At 72.3% G+C, this 19,391-nt stretch carries 20 protein-coding genes and 1 pseudogene; 15 read left to right on the plus strand and 6 right to left on the minus strand.

The annotated features are described in order from the left end of the window. Positions 1-27 precede the first annotated feature (27 nt). The 13 genes and pseudogenes from I5071_RS41455 (at position 28) to I5071_RS41515 (ending at position 10,852) form a co-directional block, all read left to right on the plus strand. Positions 28-408, plus strand: coding sequence for a gas vesicle protein (locus I5071_RS41455; RefSeq protein WP_236518921.1), 381 nt, complete (start codon positions 28-30; stop codon positions 406-408). A gap of 9 nt (positions 409-417) precedes the next feature. Then, positions 418-630 (plus strand): annotated as a pseudogene (gene gvpA / locus I5071_RS47100) (gas vesicle structural protein GvpA); the annotation flags it as partial. Positions 631-840: 210 nt separating this feature from the next. Beyond that, complete coding sequence (locus I5071_RS41465; RefSeq protein ID WP_236518922.1) at positions 841-2,940, plus strand: PAS domain-containing sensor histidine kinase; 2,100 nt, start codon at positions 841-843, stop codon at positions 2,938-2,940. After that, positions 2,937-3,386, plus strand: coding sequence for a response regulator (locus tag I5071_RS41470; protein ID WP_268921195.1), 450 nt, complete (start codon positions 2,937-2,939; stop codon positions 3,384-3,386). The genes I5071_RS41465 and I5071_RS41470 overlap by 4 nt, the downstream gene beginning before the upstream one ends. A gap of 32 nt (positions 3,387-3,418) precedes the next feature. After that, positions 3,419-4,408, plus strand: coding sequence for a GvpL/GvpF family gas vesicle protein (locus tag I5071_RS41475; RefSeq protein ID WP_236518923.1), 990 nt, complete (start codon positions 3,419-3,421; stop codon positions 4,406-4,408). Then, the gene (locus I5071_RS41480; RefSeq protein ID WP_236518924.1) at positions 4,405-4,710 is read left to right on the plus strand and encodes a gas vesicle protein GvpG; all 306 of its coding nucleotides are present in this window, start codon (positions 4,405-4,407) and stop codon (positions 4,708-4,710) included. Before I5071_RS41475 ends, I5071_RS41480 begins: the two co-directional genes overlap by 4 nt. Positions 4,711-4,723: 13 nt before the next feature. Further along, positions 4,724-6,673 (plus strand): ArsA family ATPase, encoded by a 1,950-nt coding sequence (locus I5071_RS41485; protein WP_236518925.1) that lies wholly within the window; start codon positions 4,724-4,726, stop codon positions 6,671-6,673. Then, positions 6,673-7,443 (plus strand): GvpL/GvpF family gas vesicle protein, encoded by a 771-nt coding sequence (locus tag I5071_RS41490; RefSeq protein WP_236518926.1) that lies wholly within the window; start codon positions 6,673-6,675, stop codon positions 7,441-7,443. The genes I5071_RS41485 and I5071_RS41490 overlap by 1 nt, the downstream gene beginning before the upstream one ends. After that, complete coding sequence (gene gvpJ / locus I5071_RS41495) at positions 7,443-7,679, plus strand: gas vesicle protein GvpJ (RefSeq protein ID WP_236518927.1); 237 nt, start codon at positions 7,443-7,445, stop codon at positions 7,677-7,679. The genes I5071_RS41490 and gvpJ overlap by 1 nt, the downstream gene beginning before the upstream one ends. After that, a complete protein-coding gene (locus tag I5071_RS41500; RefSeq protein WP_236518928.1) occupies positions 7,676-8,344 on the plus strand; it encodes a GvpL/GvpF family gas vesicle protein in 669 nt (222 codons plus the stop codon). The genes gvpJ and I5071_RS41500 overlap by 4 nt, the downstream gene beginning before the upstream one ends. Before the next feature lie 5 nt (positions 8,345-8,349). Further along, positions 8,350-8,682: a gas vesicle protein K gene (locus tag I5071_RS41505; protein WP_236607729.1), complete on the plus strand. Its 333-nt coding sequence runs from the start codon at positions 8,350-8,352 to the stop codon at positions 8,680-8,682. A 2-nt stretch (positions 8,683-8,684) separates the two neighbouring features. Next, positions 8,685-10,475, plus strand: a complete 1,791-nt coding sequence (locus I5071_RS41510; RefSeq protein ID WP_236518929.1) for a two-component system sensor histidine kinase NtrB — start codon at positions 8,685-8,687, stop codon at positions 10,473-10,475. Then, positions 10,472-10,852 (plus strand): response regulator, encoded by a 381-nt coding sequence (locus tag I5071_RS41515; RefSeq protein WP_236518930.1) that lies wholly within the window; start codon positions 10,472-10,474, stop codon positions 10,850-10,852. Before I5071_RS41510 ends, I5071_RS41515 begins: the two co-directional genes overlap by 4 nt. On the opposite strand, the gene I5071_RS41520 is transcribed toward I5071_RS41515, so the two are convergent. Then, complete coding sequence (locus tag I5071_RS41520; protein WP_236518931.1) at positions 10,830-11,696, minus strand: alpha/beta fold hydrolase; 867 nt, start codon at positions 11,694-11,696, stop codon at positions 10,830-10,832. The genes I5071_RS41515 and I5071_RS41520 overlap by 23 nt on opposite strands. 21 nt (positions 11,697-11,717) lie before the next feature. Beyond that, entirely contained in the window at positions 11,718-11,945 is a 228-nt protein-coding gene (locus I5071_RS41525) for a hypothetical protein (protein WP_236518932.1), read from the minus strand. A 440-nt stretch (positions 11,946-12,385) separates the two neighbouring features. Between I5071_RS41525 and I5071_RS41530 the strand changes: the two genes are divergently transcribed. Together I5071_RS41530 and I5071_RS41535 are read left to right on the plus strand one after the other, a co-directional pair. Then, complete coding sequence (locus I5071_RS41530) at positions 12,386-13,645, plus strand: Kazal-type serine protease inhibitor family protein (RefSeq protein WP_236518933.1); 1,260 nt, start codon at positions 12,386-12,388, stop codon at positions 13,643-13,645. A 232-nt stretch (positions 13,646-13,877) separates the two neighbouring features. Next, positions 13,878-14,540: a glutathione S-transferase family protein gene (locus I5071_RS41535; protein ID WP_236518934.1), complete on the plus strand. Its 663-nt coding sequence runs from the start codon at positions 13,878-13,880 to the stop codon at positions 14,538-14,540. Here the strand turns inward: I5071_RS41535 and I5071_RS41540 are convergent, their stop codons facing one another. The 4 genes from I5071_RS41540 to I5071_RS41555 all read right to left on the minus strand — a co-directional run bounded on the left by I5071_RS41540 (position 14,541) and on the right by I5071_RS41555 (position 19,363). Then, positions 14,541-15,503 carry a hypothetical protein gene (locus I5071_RS41540; RefSeq protein WP_236518935.1) on the minus strand — a complete coding sequence of 321 codons (963 nt, stop codon included), beginning with the start codon at positions 15,501-15,503 and terminating at the stop codon, positions 14,541-14,543. A gap of 60 nt (positions 15,504-15,563) precedes the next feature. Further along, positions 15,564-17,291, minus strand: coding sequence for an N-acyl-D-amino-acid deacylase family protein (locus I5071_RS41545; protein WP_236518936.1), 1,728 nt, complete (start codon positions 17,289-17,291; stop codon positions 15,564-15,566). Between the two features lie 52 nt (positions 17,292-17,343). Next, positions 17,344-18,243, minus strand: a complete 900-nt coding sequence (locus I5071_RS41550) for an MBL fold metallo-hydrolase (protein WP_236518937.1) — start codon at positions 18,241-18,243, stop codon at positions 17,344-17,346. A gap of 115 nt (positions 18,244-18,358) precedes the next feature. After that, positions 18,359-19,363 carry a glycosyltransferase gene (locus tag I5071_RS41555; protein WP_236518938.1) on the minus strand — a complete coding sequence of 335 codons (1,005 nt, stop codon included), beginning with the start codon at positions 19,361-19,363 and terminating at the stop codon, positions 18,359-18,361. Positions 19,364-19,391: the final 28 nt, after the last annotated feature.

Here is a 19,391-nt window from a genome sequence, read left to right on the forward strand (position 1 = left end):
CGGTCACGCTCGACGGGCCTCGTCGACGTGCTCGATCGCGTGCTCGACAAAGGCCTGGTGATCGCCGGCGACGTGCGCGTGTCGCTCGCCGAGGTCGAGCTGCTGACGATCCGGATCCGGCTGATCGTGTGCTCGCTCGACAAGGCCGAGGCGATCGGGCTGGACTGGTGGAAGCACGATCAGCACCTCGCGCCAGGGCGCGCATCGGCGCTCGCCGAGGAGAACGCTGCGCTGCGCCGCGAGCTACGCGCGCTCGAGGAGCGCGTGGCCGCGCTGGGTCTTCCGCCCGCCGCTGCGTCGCGTCCGGTGCGAGCGCGCGTCGGTGCGGAGCGCACGGCGCAGGCGGCACGCAAGAAGACTTCGCGGCGATCGGACCGCGAACCGGCCAAAACCGCGAAGAAGGGGTGAGGGGCACACATGGCCGTCGAGCGGACTCCGGGAGGAACCAGCCTGATCGACGTGCTCGATCGCGTGCTCGACAAGGGCATCGTGATCGACGCGTGGGTGCGCGTGTCGTTGGTCGGGATCGACCTCATCACGGTCGAGGCGCGTGTGGTCGTCGCGTCGATCGACACCTACCTCAAGTACTCCGAGGCGGTCGGGCAGACGACGTCGCTCTCGCGCCCAGCGCCGATCGTCGAGACCGTCTCCGTCTCGAGCAGCCGCGAGGAGCTCCTCGCCGAGAACGCGACGCTGCGCGCCGAGCTCGCAGCCCAGACGCTTCCGTCCACCAACCGTCGCAGGGCACGCGTCGCGCGCTGAGTGAGCATGTCGTCCGAGGGAGCGACGCGACGTCGAGCGACGCAGCGATCGAGGGACTCACGATCGCCGCGCTCGGGTGTGCGCGAGATCCGGGGGAGGGCGACGAGCGAGCAGCGCCTCGCGCTCGTCCAGTCGGTGCTCGGCGCGCAGGACGCGAGCGCGTGCGCCAGCGAGGTGCTCGCGTGGCTGGGGGTGGTCGCGGGGGTGTCGCGCGGGTGCGTCGGGCTGGTCGATCTCGAGGCGCTGCAGTGCGTGACGATCGCGTCGGCGGGGCTCGATCCGCGGGAGGTGAGCCCGGCGATCCCGCTCGATCGCGCCGACGAGCCGATCGCGTCGGTGCTCGTGCAGCGCGACCCCGTGCTCTTCCGCGCGGGCGACACCGCGCTGCTCGGGGGCGCCGCGTTCCACGCGCTCGTGCTGCGCGCGCGTGCGAGCGACGACGAGATCGCGCTCGGGCTGATGCTCGTGTCGTGCGCGGGCGGCGATGCGCTGTGCGACGACGTGGTGTGGGCCGCGGGGATCCTCGGTGACTGGCTCGCGCAGCCGAGGCGACGACCCGACTCGCGCCACGTGCGCGAGCGACAGCTGATGCTCGCGGTGCTCAACGCGGTGCCCGATCCCGTGCTGCTCACCGATCCCGACGGGCGCCTGCTCGTCGCGAACGCGCGCGCCGAGCGCCTCTTCGCGTCGCGCGACGAGGAGAGCGAAGGACGGCGCCGCGCGATCGCGCTCAACAACATGCTCTTCAGCGCCGCGCTCGCGAGCATGGTGTTCTCGGGGCCCGAGCAGCCGGCGCCGAGCGAGCTGCTGCTGGTCGATCCGACCGAAGGGAGCGACCTGCTCTTCGAGCTGATGTCGCACGTCGTGAAGGACGCCGCCGAGGGCACGTGCGTGGTCTCGGTGCTGCGCAACGTGACGGACCTCGGGCGCGCCGCGATGGAGCTCGAGCTCGCGTACAAGAAGCTCCGCGCGTCGGAGGCCGACGTGCGCGCGCAGCGGCATCGCCTCGAGCTGATCATCGACTCGGTCGCCGACCCGATCGTCGTGACCGATCCGCAGGGCGAGATCCTCCTGATGAACGAGCCGGCGGAGCGCGTGTTCACCGTGCCCGACGACGCACCGGGCGAGGCGCTACGCGCGGTGCGCGGCAACGAGGCGCACTTCTCGTCGTTCGTCTCGAACCTGCTCTTCAGCGGGCACGAGGAGCAGCGCTATCGCGGCGAGCTCGGGCTGGTGTCGCCGCTCACCGCCGAGCCGCTGCCGGTCGAGGCGATCGCGGGCAAGGTGCTGAGCCAGCAGGGCGAGCTCAACGCGGTGGTCACGATCTTCCACGATCGCCGGGAGGCGCTCGAGAAGGCGCGGCTCTACGAGCAGCTCGAGAAGGCCGCGAGCGAGCTCGAGCAGCGCGTGCAGGAGGCGACCGCCGAGCTGGTGCGTCAGAACGAGCTCCTGCGCCGTCAGGCGGTCGAGCTCGAGCGCGCTTCGGCGGCGAAGTCGCAGTTCCTCGCGAACATGTCGCACGAGCTGCGCACACCGCTGAACGCGATCCTCGGCTACACGTCGATGTTGCTCCAGGGCGTCAGCGGAGAGCTCACGCCGCCGCAGAAGCAGAAGGCCCAGCGCATCGAGGACAACGGCAAGAACCTGCTCGCGATCGTGAACGAGGTGCTCGACATCTCGCGCATCGAGGCGGGGCGCATGCCGCTGCACGTCTCGAGCTTCGAGATCGCCGAGGTGGTGCGCGAGGTCGTCGCGGAGCTCGAGCCGATCATCGCGCGCTCGCAGCTCGACGTCGGCGTCGAGCTGCCGGAGGTGCTCGCGGAGGTGCGCAGCGATCGCCAGAAGGTGAAGCAGATCGTGCTGAACCTCCTCGGCAACGCGCTGAAGTTCACGCGCGAGGGCGCGGTGCGCATCCGCGCGCGCAGCACGCGCGGCGCGGTGTCGGTGACGGTCGCGGACACCGGCATCGGCATCGCGCCGGAAGACCAGGAGCGCATCTTCGAGGAGTTCCAGCAGGGCGACAGCTCGCCGACGCGTCGCTACGGCGGCACCGGGCTCGGTCTCGCGATCTGCCGGCGTCTCGCGCGGATGCTCGGCGGAGACATCTCGGTCGTCAGCGTGCTGGGCGAGGGATCGACGTTCGAGCTGAGCCTGCCGACACGGATGAAGAAGCGATGACGGCGAAGAAGACCACCGGCGCGAAGAAGCCGGGCGCGCAGCGCGCGACCGGCGAGCACGGCCACGGCGAGCAGCCCCTCGTGCTGATCGCCGACGACTTCGGCGACGCGCGCGAGATGTACCGCGAGTACCTCGTGTTCTCGGGGTTCCGCGCGGCCGAGGCGCGCGACGGCAAGGAGGCGATCGAGCGCGCGCACGAGCTCGCGCCGAGCGTGATCCTGATGGACCTCGCGATACCGTCGATGGATGGCTGGGAAGCGACGCGACGCCTCAAGGCGGACGCGCGCACCAAGAAGATCCCGGTGATCGCGATCACCGGGCACGCGCTGAGCGGTGACGCCGAGCGGGCGCGCGCCGCGGGCTGCGACGGCGTGCTCAGCAAGCCGTGCCTGCCCGAGCGCGTGGTGGAAGAAGTCCGGCGCGTGCTCGCGCGCCGGCGCGCGTGATCGAGCGACCCGAGGGGAGACGGAGCACGACCATGGCGAAGCAGAAGCCCCGAGCCGCAGCGACGAAGACCGCGCCCAAGACCAGCGCGCGCAGCGCTGCGACCGAGAGCGGTGTGAAGCCGATGCGCACGAAGGCCTCGAAGAAGCCCGCGGCGGCGACCGCGAAGCCCGCGGCGACGACGAGTGATCGGACGCGCGCGCGCAAGGCGGTGCCCGAAGCGCTCGCTGCGGTCACGCCTGCGCCGATCGCGCCGTCGCACGAGAGCGCGGTCCGGGGCAAGTACGTCTACTGCATCATCCGCACGGATCGCCCGGTGAGCTTCGGCGCGATCGGGATCGGTCAGGAGCCCGCGGAGGTCTACACCGTCGCGCATCGCGATCTCGCCGCGGTGGTCTCCGACACGGCGCTCGTGGTGCACGATCCGACGCGCGAGAACGTGCTCGCGCACCAGGGCGTCGCCGAGACCGTGATGCGCGGCTACACGGTGATCCCGATGTCGTTCGGCACCGTCTTCAAGACGCGCGAGGACATCGTCGAGCTCCTGCGCTCGGCCGAGGGCGCGTTCCGCGACGTGCTCGAGAAGATGCAGGATCGCTTCGAATTCGGCCTGAAAGTGCTATGGGATCGCGATCAGATCGTGCGCGAGATCGAGCGCGAGGACGAGAACGTGCGGCGCCTCAAGGACGAGATCTCGGCGCAGAAGGGATCGACGTACTTCGCGCGCATGCAGTACGGGCGGCTCGTCGACGCGACGCTGCAGTCGCGCACCGAGCAGTACGTGGCCGAGGTGTTCCACGCGCTGCGCGACGTCGCGGTCGCGTCGCGCACCAACAAGCCGATCGGCGACAAGATGATCCTGAACGCGGCGTTCCTCGTGTCGCGCGATCAGGAGCAGGCGTTCGACGCGCGCGTGAAGGAGATCGGCCAGCGCTACGACGGGCGGCTGACCTTCAAGTACACGGGGCCGTGGCCGCCCTACAACTTCGTCAACATCCGGCTGAAGCTGGAGCGCGCGCAGTGATCGTCCTCGATCGACTGCTGATCGGCGGGATCCGCTTCGTGCTCGACAAGGTCGTGGCGGCCGTCGATCGCGAGCTGAACGACGACACCCAGCTGCGCGAGCGCCTGCTCGAGGCGCAGATGCGCGCCGAGCTCGGCGAGATCGACGAGGAGGAGCTCGCGGCGATCGAGCGCGAGGTGATGGCGCGGCTGCGCGCGATCCAGGAGGCCCGCGGGGACGCCGCGATGACGATGGATCCGCGCACGATGCGGGTGACCGGCGTCGAGGCGAGCGTGGTCGAAGACGACGACGACGAGCGCTGAGCGCGAGACCGCGATGCAGTACCGGTTCTTCGCGGGCAAGGGTGGCGTCGGGAAGACGAGCTGTGCGGCCGCGACCGCGCTGCGCGAGGCGGAGCGCGGCGCCGACGTGCTGCTCGTGTCGACCGATCCCGCGCACTCGCTCGGTGATGCGCTCGGTCGCACGCTCGGGCCCGAGGCGCGCGACGTGCCGGTGCGTGGTCGCGGGAGGCTGCGCGCGCTCGAGCTGGATGCCGATGCCGCGCTCGATCGCTGGATCGCGGCGCGCGAGCCCCGGCTGCGCGAGATCGCGTCGCGCGGCACGTACCTGTCGCGGGAGGAGATCGATCGCTTCTTCCGGCTCTCGCTGCCGGGCGTCGACGAGCTCGTCGGGCTGGTGGAGCTCGAGCGATTGCGCCGGGAGCTCGAGCCCGAGCGGGTGATCGTCGACACCGCGCCGACCGGCCACGCGCTGCGCCTGCTCGACACGCCGGCGCTGCTCTCGCAGCTCGCGCGCGTGCTCGACGACATGCAGGAGAAGCATCGTCAGGTCTCGAGCGCGCTCGCGGTGGGTCGCTATCGCGAGGACGCCGAGGACGCGCTGATCGCCGAGATCGAGGGCGAAGCGCGCGAGGCGCGGGAGCGGCTGCGCGACCGCGCGCGCGCGTCGGTGCGTTGGGTCGCGCTGCCCGAGGCGCTCTCGATCGAAGAGACCCGCGACGGGCTCGAGGCGCTCGCGTCGATGGGCGTGTGCGTCGACGAGATCGTCGTGAACCGCGTCACGCCGGTGCCGCGGGCGCGCTGCGTGCGGTGCGAGGCCAGGGTCGCGAGCGAGCGCGCCGCGATCGGCGCGCTGCTCGAGCGTGCGAGCGCTCCGGTGCGGCAGGTGCCGCGCCTCGACGGCGAGCCGCGGGGCATCGAGGGGCTGCGTGCGCTCGGTGACGCGCTCGCGCGTGAGGATCGCGGGCGCGCGCTGATCGCGAGCAAGGCGCCGCGCGCGGCGCGGACGTCGTCGCGTGCGCGCCCGGCCCGTGCGCTCGGGTTCGTGACCGATGCCTCGCTGCGCCTCGCGCTCTTCGGGGGCAAGGGCGGCGTCGGCAAGACCACGTCGGCGGCCGCGGCGGCGATCGCGATCGCGGAGCAGCACCCCGAGCGGCGCGTGCTGCTGCTCTCGACCGACCCCGCGCACTCGCTCGGCGACGCGCTCGAGCTCCGGCTCGACGACGATCCGCGACCGGTGCCCGGCGTCGAGGGGCGGCTCGACGCGCGCGAGATCGACGCGTCCGCGGAGCTCGCGCGGCGCAGGCAGGAGCACGCGCGCGCGGTCGATGCATTGTTCGACGCGCTGCGCGGCGGCTCGCGCCTCGATCCGGTGCTCGATCGCGCGATCGTGCACGACCTGGTCGAGCTCGCGCCTCCGGGCATCGACGAGCTCTTCTCGGTGGTCGCGATCCTCGATGCGATCGACGGCGGGTACGATCTGGTGATCGTCGACACCGCGCCCTGGGGCCACACCGAGCGATTGCTCGCATTGCCGGCGACGGTTCGCGAGTGGGTGAAGGCGCTGCTCGCGGTGCTCCTCGAGTACCGCGAGGTGATCGGCCTCGGTGAGCTCGCCCAGGATCTCGTGGGGTTCTCTCGCGCGCTGGCGCGCCTGGTCGAGACCTGGCGCGACCCGGCGCGCACCGCGTTCGTGCCGGTCACGCGGCCCGCCGCGCTGCCGCGCCTCGAGACCGAGCGATTGCTCGCATCTCTCGGGTCGCGCGGGATGCGCGTGCCCTCGCTGATCGTGCTCGGTGACGACGATCGCGACGGTGCGCCGCGATGCAGCGCGTGCACGCGCGCGCTCGCCGACGAAGAGGACGAGCGCAGCGCGCTCGCGGAGCGCGCCGGGGACGCGAAGCTGGTGCGAGCACCGCTCCTCGCGGTCCCGCCGCGCGGTGTGCGTGCCCTGCGCGCGTGGGCGCACGAATGGGAGGTGGCGTGATGAAGGGCCGCGCGATCTACGCGTACTGCATCGTCGCGGGCGTGTCGCCCGATCGCCTGGAGCGCGCTCCGCGCGGCGTGCCCGATGCGTCGCCGCCGCGCCTCGTGTCGATCTCGGAGGGCATCGATCTCGTGATCGCCGACGTCGACGCGAGCGCGTGGTCGGAGGACGTGATCACGGCGGGCCTGCGCGACATCGACTGGGTCTCGGAGCGGGCGCTCCGCCACGAGGAGATGGTCTCGCACTTCCTCGGCGCCGACGCGGTCGTGCCGATGAAGGCGTTCACGATCTTCCGCTCCGAGGCGCGCGCCCGCGATCACGTGCGCGAGCGCGAAGCGAGCGTGCGCGCCGCGATCGATCGGGTGAGCGGCTGCGTGGAGTGGAGCGTGCGCATGCGCTTCGACGAGCGCGCCGCGCGCATCGCGCGCGAGCGAGAGGGCGCCGCGCAGAAGCCGGCGAGCGGCGCTGCGTTCCTGGCGCGCAAGAAGCAGATCGCCGACTCGACCCGCGGCGCGCGTGTCGAGGCCGCCGAGGTCGCGAGCGCGATCGTCGAGCGCCTCGCCGCGCCGGCGCGCACGCATCGCCGCATCCCGCCGCCCGAGGGCACGCCCACGCAGCTCGTCGCCGAGGCGACGCTTCTCGTGCCGCACGATGCGCAGCCCGAGATCGAGCGCATCGCCGAGGGCGCACGCGCCGAGCTCGCACGGCACGGCGTCGATCTCGAGCTCAGCGGCCCGTGGGCGCCCTACCACTTCGCAGGAGGCGCGTGATGACCGATCGCATCGACGACCTGGTGCGCGCCCACTCCGATCGCGACGATGTCGAGCGCCTGCTGCCGCCCGACACGACGCTGCTCGATCTCGTCGACAACCTGCTCGACAAGGGCCTGCTGGTGCACGGCGAGCTCGTGATCGGCCTCGCCGGCGTGGACCTCGTGTACGTCGGGCTCAGCGCGGTGATCTGCGCCGCGGATCGCCTCTTGCCCGACTCGCGGAGGCGGCGATGAGCGTGTGGTGGGCGCTCGCCGTCGTCGATCGGGCGCCCGATGGGCTCGCGCAGATCGACGGAGCGCGGCTCGAGGCGTTCGCGCTCGACGAGCACGCAGCGTTGATCGCGGCCGAGCTGCCCGCGATGCCGGTCGCGGGGCTCGACGCGCTGCGCCGTCACGACGCCGCGGTGCGTGCGCTCGCCGAGCACGTGCGCGCGGTGCTCCCGGTTCGCTTCGGTGCCCACGCGTCGGATCCCGCTCGCCTCGTCGAGCGACTGCGGGGCCGCGAGGACGCGCTGCACGAAGGGCTCGAGCGCGTGCACGACGCGGTGCAGGTCACGGTGCGCGCGATGCGTGGGCCGCCGCTGGTGTTCGCGCCGATCGACGATCGCGACGCGTCGCTGGGCCCGGGCGCGCGCTTCCTGCGACAGCGCGCCCGCGTGCCGCGCCCGCCGCGCTGGGACGTGCTGACGGCCTCGCTCCGCGCCCACGTTCGCGCCGAGCGGCTCGACGAGGGTGATCCGCGCTTCGACGCGTGGCGCGTGTACCACCTCGTGCCGCGCGCCGCCGAGCCCGCGTACCGCGCCGAGCTCGCGCGCGTCGTCGCCGAGGTGCCCGACTGGGAGCTCGTCGCCGGCGTGTCCTCGCCGCCCTATGCGTTCGCCGCGGAGGTGCTCTCGTGAGCCGCATGCGCGCCGTCGAGATCGCCGAGGCGGAGATCGCGAAGCTGGGGCAGCGCCTCGAGAAGGACGCCGAGCGCGCGCGCTGGAACGCGAACCCCGAGGACGCGCAGCGCGCGCTGGTGAAGCTCGTGCTGACGCTCGTCGAATTCCTCCGCCGCCTCATGGAGCGCCAGGCGATCCGCCGGATGGAGGACGGCACGCTCGACGACGACGAGGTCGAGCGCATCGGGCTCGCGCTGATGCGCCTCGAAGAGACGATCGTGCAGCTCTGCGAGCAGTTCGGGATCGATCCCGACGAGCTCGGGCTCGATCTCGGTCCGCTCGGGAAGCTCTTCTGACGATGGCGGGCCAGCGCAGGATCTCGGGCTGGCTCACCACTGCACGACGCGACTGGCGCGCCGCGCAGCTCGGGCTCTCGTGGCTCGCGATCTTCGTCGTCGTCGCGCTCATGGTGCTCGTGCCCTACGTGCTCTACCTGCGCGGGCGCACGATCCGGAATCGCCTCGCGTTCGAGGTGAGCGCGATGGAGCTCGCGGTGGAGCGCGCCGCGCGCGCGATGGCCGATCGCGAGCGCGCGCTGCGGGCGTTCCTCTATCGCCCCGACGCACGCCGCCGCGAAGAGCACGAGTCCGCCGCGATCGCGCTGCGCGCGGCGCTCGAGAGCGCGGAGGTGATCGCCGCGACCGACGAGGAGGCGTGGCGCCGCGAGGTCGCGCGGATGCGCGCGCTCGAGATCGCGTGGGAGGCCGCGTCGCGCGAGCTCGTGGAGCGCGCTGCGCGCGGCGAGCGCGATCTGCTCGACGACCCCGACGTCGCGCGCCCCGGCCCGGTCTACGCGGAATTCCAGGCGGTCGCGGCCGCGCTCCTGGGCTCGCTCGACGCCGAGAAACGAGAGCTCGTGAGCACGATGCGCGGTGCCGACGACGCGCGCCTCGCGATGCCCTTCGCGCTCGCGCTGCTCGGCGTGCCGATCCTGTTCTACGTCGGCCGCCTCTCGCTCGACGTGATCGGTCTGCTCGCGATGACGCGCGCGGAGCAGCAGCGCCTGGCGCGCATCCTCGAGCACATGGTCGATCCGGTGCTCGTCACCGATCGCCGCGGCACCATCACGCTCGCGAACCCGTCGGCGCGATCGCTCCTCGGCGTGCACGACGGAGCACCGGTGCGCGCCCTCGCCGCGCGCATGCGCGACGCCGAGCGCGGCCACGCGATCCTCACCGCGATCGCGCGCGCCGAGCCCTTCGCTGCGGCCGAGGTCGTGATCGACGGAGGCGCCGAGGAGCGCTGCGTCAGCGTGAGCAGCGCACCGATCGCGGTGGGCGACGACGTCGTCGGCGCGGTGACCGTGCTGCGCGATCTCAGCGATCGGGTGCGCTACGAGCAGGAGCGCCTGAAGACCGAGCGCTTCCACGCGCTCGGCGCGATGGCGGAGCGGCTCGCGCACGACTTCGGCAACTACCTCGAGGCGGCGTCGGGCGCGGCGGCGATGCTCGAGCGTCCGAGCGCGGCCGATCCCGACAAGCGCTCGCGCTGGGTGCGTCTCATCCGCACCACGATCGACGAAGGGCGCAACGTGCTCGCGGGCCTGCGCACGCTGAGCTTCATCTCGTATCGCAGCCCGCGCTTCTCGCCGGTGGAGCTGCACGGCGTGGTGTCGCGCGCGCTCGACGTGGCGCGGCTCGCGCGACCGGACGCCGGCGCGATCGAGCTCGCGGCCGACGTGCCGCGTGGCCTCTCCGTGCCCGCGAGCGAGAGCGATCTGGTGCGCGCGCTCGTGAACGTGCTGGTGAACGCGATCGACGCGACGTCGGTCGGCGGTCGTGTCGACGTGACGGCGCGCGTCGAGGACGCGTGCGTGCGGCTCGCGATCCGCGACACCGGCGTCGGCATCCCGCTCGAGGATCACGAGCGCATCTTCGACATGTACTTCACGACCAAGGGCGCGCGCGGATCGGGCATGGGCCTCGCGCTCGCGCGCGAGGTCGTCCACCTGCACCGCGGCGACATCCTCCTCGAGAGCGCTCCGGGCGCGGGCTCGACGTTCACCGTCGTGCTCCCGCTCGCGCACGACGAGGCGGGCACGTCGTCGCGCCCACGTGAGGGCGCGGCCCTCGAGGAGGCACGATCGTGAGCGAGCAGCCGTCCGTCCTCGTCGTCGACGACAACCGCTTCATCCAGGAGAGCCTGCCCGCGCTCCTCGAGGAAGAGGGCTATCGCGTGACCGTCGCGATCAACGGCGAGGACGGCTTCCGGCGGGTGTGCACGCAGGCGATCGATCTCGTGATCACCGACGTCGCGATGCCCGACGTCGACGGTGTCGAGCTCATCCGGCTGATGCGGCTCGATCCGTTCTTCCAGCGCGTGCCGATCGTCGCGATGACCGCGTACGGCGGCCGCCGCATGCAGGAGGCGAAGGACGCGGGCGCCGACGTGTGCTTCGAGAAGCCGATCGATCACCCGCTGCTGCTCGACACGGTCGCGCGGCTCACGCGCGCGGCGTCGCGCTGACCTGCCTCGCCATGTCGAGGATCACCCGCGCGACGAGCGCGGGATCGTCGAAGTGCGGGCAGTGCCCGACCGCATCGGGCTCCTCGATGCGCGCGTGACGCGGCAGGTGCTCGCGGAAGTACGCGAGGTCGCTCGCGGGCAGCAGCCGCTCCGAGCAGCCCCACACCAGCGTCACCGGCATCGCGAGCGCGGCGAGCTCTTCGGGGGTCGCCGCTTGATCGGGCCTCGCGCCCGCGAGCAGGCCCTGCACCACCGGGCTCCCCATGCGCGCGCGGATGCCGCTCGCGAAGAGCGACGTGAGCGGCGGCGTGCGGTGGTAGACGCGCGCGACGAACGCGTGCGCGTCCGCGGTCGTCGGCATGTGGAACGCGCGGCGCACGTCGGCGAGCTCGTCGTCGTTCATGCGCGCGCCGGCGGGTGAGAGGAGCACGAGGCCGTGGACCTTCTCCGGTCGATCGCGCGCGTAGCGCAGCACGATCGCGCCGCCGAGCGAGTTGCCGCAGAGGATCACCGGCTCGTCGATCACGCGATCGAGCACGTCGCGCATCACGTCGAGCAACGTGTCCGGCGTGAGCGCGCCGCGGGGCGGACCGCTGAAGCCGTGACCCGGCAGCTCGGGCGCGACGACGCGGCGCACGTGGGGGAGCAGCCGCGCGAGCACCGGCCCGAAGGGCGCGCCCGCCGAGCCGATCCCGTGCACCACGACGACCGGCGGCAGCGTCCCCGCGCCGCGCCCTTCGTACACGTTCACGCGCCCGACGGGCGTGTCGATCACGCGGCCGCGGATGCCACGCGCGCGGAGCGCGGCGCGCGCGAGACGCTCGGCGATCGGAAGGAAGACCATGCGCCGGAGCGTACTCGACGTTCAGTTCGTCATGTCCCGACAGACGCCGCCCGTGCACGCGTAGCGATCGTGCAGGCAGTCGAGGTCGGTCTCGCAGTCGACGGTCGCGCACGACGGGGAGTCGGTGCAGGTGACGACGCTCGTGGGATCGGCGTCGCAGGTCGCGGTGTAGCTGATGTCGAAGCGGTCGACGGTGCACGAGCGGCCGGCGCTGTCGGTGTACGAGCGAACGTCGGTCCCGTCGGCCACGTCGCAGCCGGCGCTCGCGGTCGCGAGGACGAGGGTGGCGAGGAGCCCATGAGCACCTCCTCGGATCGAGTGGAAAGGCGACCGGCCTCTGTCCACGAGCTGTTCCAGCGGAATTGTCTGCGACAAGTGCAGCGCGAACCGACCGAGGTTGGGTGCGGGAGCCAACACCCGTAGGCGGTCGAGGCCACGGTCGGAGGCGCGCAATCACGGACGTTCGGCCCAACCTCGGTCGGCTTCCGGAGCCCCCGAAACCCAACGTCGGTCGGCAAAACCTGTGAGAAAACCACGTCCTCGACGCGCGATGGCTCGCGCCGCGATCACCGGCGACCCGATCCGCCACCGCTCCGCACTTCGTTTCCGCGACGTTTCGCGGTTCTGCGCGGATGTACGCAGTGGTACGTGCTCTGCTACGCGGCGCGGCCCGGAGGGTTCTTTCGCTCATGACTCGCTCGTTCGTTCGCGCGCAACTCGCGCTTTCGCTCGCCGGCCTCGCGCTCGCGGGCTGCATGATGGACTCGGCCGCCAAGGTCCCCGCCGACGGCGCGGAGCCCGCGCTCGACGTCGCGTCGCTCGGTGCCGCCGACTCGGCCCGCTCGATCCCGGCCGCGCCCTGGTGCCAGCTGGTCGAGGGCGAGCTCACGCAGGCGCGCCCCACCGCGCTCTTCACCTTCGAGGGTGGCTGTGACGACACCTTCATCGACCTCGCGAACCGCGACGGTCGCGATCTCTTCGTCGCGCTCTACGAGGAGCGCGATGGCCGCTGGGCGCTCGTCGCGCGCAACGACGACTGCAGCGCGGACACGTTCAACGCGTGCCTCTCGACCTCGACGCGCGCGGGCGTGCGCTACCTCGTGATGGCCACCTCGTACTCGTACGCGGTCCGCAACCGCCCCGCGGCGATGTCGTTCCACCTCACGGTCTCGTGCAACGGCGCGGACGGCGAGTGCGTGGTGCCCGGCGAGGAGCCGACGGCGCAGGCGTGCGGCAGCCGCGGCCTGCCCGAGTGCCCCGAGGGCTTCTTCTGCGCGTTCGAGGCGGGCTCGATGTGCGGCGCCGACGATCGCGGTGGCGTCTGCGCGCGCCGTCCCGACGCGTGCATCGCGCTCTACGATCCCGTCTGCGGCTGCGACGGCCACACCTACGGCAACGCGTGCAACGCGGCGTCGGCGGGCGTCAGCGTGGCGCACGACGGCGAGTGCCCCGCGCCGGGCGGCGAGGGCGAGCCCTGCGGCGCGCGCCTCGGCGACACCTGCGACGAGGGCTTCTACTGCGCGTTCGCGCCCGAGGCGATCTGCGGTCGCGCCGACGCGACCGGCACCTGCGCGCCGCGTCCCGACGCGTGCATCGCGCTCTACGATCCCGTCTGCGGCTGCGACGGACGCACCTACGGCAACGCGTGCAACGCGGCGTCGAACGGCGTGAGCGTCGATCACGACGGTGAGTGCGCGCGCGCGGGCCAGGGCGAGGGCGAGACCTGCGGCGGCATCGCGGCGCTCGAGTGCGCCTCGGGCCTCGCGTGCGACTACTCGGCGAGCGGCTGCAACATCGCGGACGTCGCGGGCGTGTGCGTCGTCGACGAGCCGCGCGCGTGCACGCGCGAGTACCGCCCGGTCTGCGGCTGCGACGGCAACACGTACTCGAACGACTGCGTGCGCCGCGCGGCGTACGTCGGCCTCGCGCACACCGGCGCCTGCCGCTGAGCTGAGCTTGCGGAAGGGGTCATGGATGACCCCTTCCCCCGCCCGGCGGAGCCGGATCGGGGCCCCCATCCCTGAACGCTGCGCGCGGGGCCCCAACCCCGCTTGCTCCGCACGGCGGCTCTCGTCTCGAAGACATGCGACGTGCGCCCGCTCGACCTCGTGTCGGGCGGGCGCTTCGTCGTTCCGTCGCCTGGACCTTGCGGCACGAGCTCGCCGCTCCAGAGTCGCGCGCATGACCATCGAGCTCTATCGGTTCCCCTACAGCTGCTACGCGAGGAAGGTCCAAGCCGCGCTCGAGCTCGCGCGCGTGCCGTTCACCATCGTCGACGTGCCCTACCTCGATCGCGACGTGATGACGAAGGTCGCGCCGGGCTATCCGATGGTCCCGGTGCTGCGCCACGGCAGCGACGTGATCACAGGCTCGCGCGAGATCCTCGAGGCGCTCGTGCAGCGCGAGCCCGCGGTCGCGGCGCTGGTGCCCGACGGGCGCGAGGCCGTGGTGTGGGCCTATCACGACTTCGTCGACTCGACGCTCGAGATCCCGATGTTCCAGGCCGCGACGCCGGGGATCCGCGCGCGCTTCGCGACCCACAACGAGCGGCTCTTCTTCACGTTCATCAAGGAGCGCCGCTGGGGCGCGGGGTGCGTGGACCGCTGGGCGCGCGAGCAGAGCGCGCTGCTCGAGAGCGCGCGCACGATGCTCGCACCGACGCGCGCGTCGCTGCGCCGTCATCCGTTCGTCGCGGGCGAGACGCCGACCCTCGCCGACACCGCGCTCTACGGCCACCTCGCGATGCTCGCATACGCCGATCGCGCGCTCGTCGCCTCGCTCGGCGAGGAGATCGTCGCGTTCACCGCGCGTCTGCAGGCGCTCGGAGTCGCGCCCCCGGCGTGATCAGCGGCGCGTGCCGTGGAGCACGACCGGACAGAGCGTCTCACGCAGCGCCACGACCGCATCGCCGCCGGTGGTGCGGTCGTAGCAGGTGGCTTGCGACACCGAATAGCTGGTCACACCCGCCGCGATCGGATCCGACGCGAGCGCGACGTCGTGGATGCGCGGCGTCGCGTTGCCGCCGCCGGGCATCACTGCGGTGATCGCGAAGAGCCCTTCGCCTCGCACCAGCTCGTGGGAGAAGCCGAGCTCCGACGAGCCGCCCTGGGTCCGATCGAGCACCACGATCACGCCACCACTCGCGAGGAACGCGCGCAGGTGCGGGTGCCACGCCTCGGCGATCGTCTGCATGCGCGCGCGCTCCGCCGACTGCGCGTACACGAGCAGCACGTCGACGTCGTCGAGCGCATTCTCGAGCTCGAGCCACGACGTGAGCTCCGTGAACGTCACGTCGCGACCGGTGGCGTTCATCACACCCTCGCGGATCCGCGGGCGCAGCATCGCCACCGCGTCCCAGCCGGTGTGCTCGTCGTAGTCGAGCACGCGGATCGTGCCGCTCCCGGGCGCGAGCGCGACCGAGTTGCTCAGCAGGCGATCGCCCTGGGTGAACGCCTGGAGCAGGTCGTGACCGATCAGCACGAGGTGACCGGTGCCGCGTGTGCCCGCGTCGTCGGCCACGGTGGCGTCGGGCGTCTCGCTCTGCGCGTCGGGCTCGTCGCCCTGCGCATCGGGCGGGTGGCTCTGCGCATCGGGCTCGTCGGTCGATGCGTCGAGGCCGGCATCCACGCCGTCGTTGCCGCACATGCACGCGCCGAACGCGCCGTCGGTGCAGACCTGCGCGCCCGCGCGTCCATCGGTGCACGCGCACGCGACGCTGAGCCCATCGGTGCACTCGCTCGACTCCGCGCAGGCCCACGCCAAGCACGCGAGCACGCACGCTGCGAACACGTTCCTCGTCACGCGCATGGCGTGATGCTCGGAGGAGCGCGTGAGCGCGTCAAACCCCCGAAGGGGTGATGCGCGCGCTCATCCCGCGCGGAGGAGCGAGCCGCTCCGCTCGCGGCCGAGCGTCTCGAGCGGAGCGCCGTCGCGCACCACCTCGCGCCCTCCGACCACGACGCTGCGCACCGCGCGATCGTTGCGGCGCACCAGGCGCGAGAGCCCGTCGAAGCCCGGCATCTCGACCTCGACGATGCGATCGACCTCGCTCGTGAGGCCCTCGGGATCGATCACCACGAGATCGGCGCGCGCCTTCTCCGCGATGTGTCCCGCGTCGATGCCGAGCCAGCTCGCGAGCTCGCCGGTGAGCCGATGGATCGCGCGCTCGATCGGCATCACCCGCTCGTCCTTCGCCATGCGCAGGAGGCGCAGCGGGAAGTTGTAGTGCGCCATGTTGCGGAGGTGCGCGCCCGCGTCGCTGAAGCCGATCAGCACGGCAGGGTGGGCGACGATCCAGCGCAGCCACTCCGGTCGATCGTTGCCGATCACCGTGTACCAGCGCAGCGCGCGTCCGTGCTCCGCGACGAGATCGAGCAGCGCGTCGATCGGGTCCACACCACGCTCGCGCGCGACCTGCGCGATGCTCTTGCCGACGAGCGCGCGGTCGCCCGGGCACTCCTGGATCTCGGTGTCGTCGAGATCGCGGTGATAGGCGCGACCGAGCAGCCAGCTGCCCCACTCGCGCCGGAACCGACGTCGGAACGCGGGCTCGCGCAGCAGCCGCGCGCGCGCTTCGTCGTCGCGCTCGTGGAGCGCCGCGGTGCCCGCGCCGATCTCCTCGAAGATCGGCGCCTCCATCCCGTCGACCCAGAGGTCGAACACGTTGGGCAGCGACTGGAAGCGCAGATCGGCGCCGAGGAAGCGATTGACCAGCGAGGCCATGAAGCCCGCGGCGCGGAACGGAAGGCGAGCGGCCTTCGCGTCCATCATCGTGATCAGCAACGTCTTGAGCCCGGGGCGCGTCACGCCGAGCGACTCGAGGAAGAAGAGCAGCACGTTCACCTTCGTGCTGACGTTGGGTACGCCCTGGAGGATGCGACCGCGCGCGCGGAGCTGACGCGCGAGGCGGCGGTACTCGCTCCACGTCGCGAACACCGAGGGAGTGGGGCGCGATCGCAGATCGCCGTCGCCGTCCATCTTGTCCCAGGTGAGCGTGTTGATGCTGAGCCCCAGATAGCCGGCGTCGAGCGCTTCGCCGAGCAGCGCTTCCATGCGCGCGAGCTCGGGCTCGGTGGGGCGCGCGCCCTTCGTGAGCGAGCGCGGCAGGCCCATCGCGGCCGCGCGGATCGCGCTGTGTCCGAGCAGCGCCGCGACGTTGGGGCCGAGCGGGAGCGACGCGAGGTGATCGAAGTACGCGGCGGGGCCGTCCCACGTCTTCACCCTCTCGAGCATCGGCTTCACGGTCGCGCGCGGGATGCCCTCGACGCGGCAGAACATGTCGGCGAGATCGACGGGATCGCCCACCGCCATCGAGAGCCCGCACGAGCCCATCACGACGGTGGTCACGCCGTGACGCACCGACTCGGGCAGCCCGGGCAACAGCTCGACCTCCGCGTCGTAGTGCGTGTGCACGTCGACGAAGCCCGGGCTGATCCATGCACCGGATGCATCGATGACGCGCGCATCATGCACGCGCTGCATGGGTGGCAGGATCGCCGCGATGTGCCCGTCCTCGACGACGACGTCGGCAGGACGGCCGGGGGCGCCGGTTCCGTCGAAGAGGGTGCCGTTCTGGACGTGGAGACGCTCGGCCATCCCGGGCAGGATACTCGTACCTCCGCCCGGAGCTTCGTTCCGGGGCGCAGTGCTAGCGCGCGATCTCCACGCCACGCGGCGCGTGCGGAGGAGGGCGCATCGCATGGCGCGGCACGGCGGCGGAGCGGCCCGAGAGCCGCTCGAACTCGCGCACGTCGTGCGAGCAGGTGATCTCGACGCCCTCGTCGCGCGCCACGAGGTCGCGCAGGCGTCGCTGGTTCGCGAGGCGCGCCCGTCGATCCTTCTCCATCATCCACTGGTACGCGCGCAGGCCGGGCGGACAGCGCGGGCGCTTGGGATCCATCTCGGCGTGGAAGAAGTACGCGTCGCCGGCCTGCATCAGCCAGCCCTCGCCGCGTCGCACCGCGACGCCGGCGTGGCCGAGCGTGTGGCCGATCAGCGGCACCATCACGACGTCGTCGGGCACACCGTCGAGGGCGAGCACGCGCTCGAAGCCGTGCCATCGCTCGCCCGCGCTCGCGCGGTAGGTGCGCCACGAGCCCGAGGTGCTCCACTGCTGCGGTCGATAACGTTGGCGATCGAGCCACGTGCGCTGCGCCATCGCGCTCTCGCGCTCGCTCTCGAGCAGGTGCACCGTCGCCCACGGGAAGTCGTCGAGGCCGCCCGCGTGATCGAAGTCGAGGTGCGTCATCACGATGTGCCGCACGTCGCGAGGCTCGAAGCCGAGCCGCTCGACCTGGCGGATCGCGGTGAGCTCGTCGCGGAAGTCGGGCGCGAGCAGCGCGAGGAAGAGCTTGGACAGGCGGCTCTCGGGATCGGCGACGTCGCGCAGGCCGAAGCCGGTGTCGACGAGCACGAGCTCGCGTCCTGCTTCGATCAGCAGGCAGTGACACACGAAGCGCCCGCGGCGCACGATCGACTCGGTGCGGCCATCGAAGATCCAGCCGCCGAGCGGACAGCTCGAGACGCAGTTCAGGTGATGGATGCGCACGGTGCCGCATGGCAGCACGCCGCATACCCGTGCAGGTCGCGCGCGACGCCTTCGATCACGCGTCGCTGCGAGCGAGGCGCTCGATCCCGTCGCGCGTCACCCGCGTGGCGGGCCGCTACTTGTACTCGATGAGCCCGCTTCGCCGGCCGCGTGCTCGGCCGAGGTGGTACTTGAGCGCGCCCTGCAGCTCTGCGAAGCGGCCGACCGAGACCGACACTGCGTAGGCGGCCGAGTCGGCGCGCGATCGACCTCGCGCCCGGGTCGATTTGTAGATGCGCGACGCGCTCACCGGGTACGCGGCGAGCAGCGCGAGGCTCGCGCCGAGCGTGGGCACCGCCGCGCCGACGGCGATGCCGGGCACGACCGCACCCCAGAAGAAGATGCGACGCGTCTCCTGCACCCAGTGTCGCTGCTCGGACGCGCCGTGGAGCGCGGCCCCTTCGGCGAACGCGTGCCCGGCGCGCACCGTCCGCTTCCACCACTGCGAGACGTGGGTCATCGCCGCGTCGTGCAGCGTCATCTCGGCGTCGAGGCGCTCGATGCGATGTCCCGCGCGGCGCAGCCGCACGCAGAGCTCGGGCTCCTCACCGGCGATCAGCGATCCGTCGAAGCCGCCGACCTCGACGAACGCGTCGATGCGCATCATCGCGTCGCCGCCGCACGCCGATGCCTCACCGACCGGCGTGTCCCACTCGACGTCGATGATGCGGTTCCAGACGCTCGCGTCCTTGAAGCGCTCGCGACGGCGGCCGCACACGACGGCGAGCGATCGATCCTGCTCGAGGCGCGCGCGCGCGGTCTCGAGCCAGCCCTCGACCACCTCGCAGTCGCCGTCGACGAACTGCACGTAGCGGAGCTCGGGCGCGATCTCGCGCAGGCGCGCGAAGCCCTCGTTGCGGGCGCGCGCCGCGGTGAAGGGGATCGAGAGGTCGAGCTCGACCACGTCGGCGCCGAGCTCCCTCGCGCGCGCCGCGCTCCCGTCGGTCGACGCGGAGTCGACGTAGACGACGTGCGCCACGCGCCCCGCGAGCGAGCGCAGGCAGCGCACCAGACGATCTCCCTCGTTGCGACCGATCGCGACGCACCCGACGTCGCTCGCCCTGGCATCGTGTGGAGGCACGGCGCGAGGATGCCGCAGGCGCGGAGGG

Source organism: Sandaracinus amylolyticus, from assembly GCF_021631985.1.
Classification (GTDB): domain Bacteria; phylum Myxococcota_A; class Polyangia; order Polyangiales; family Sandaracinaceae; genus Sandaracinus; species Sandaracinus amylolyticus_A.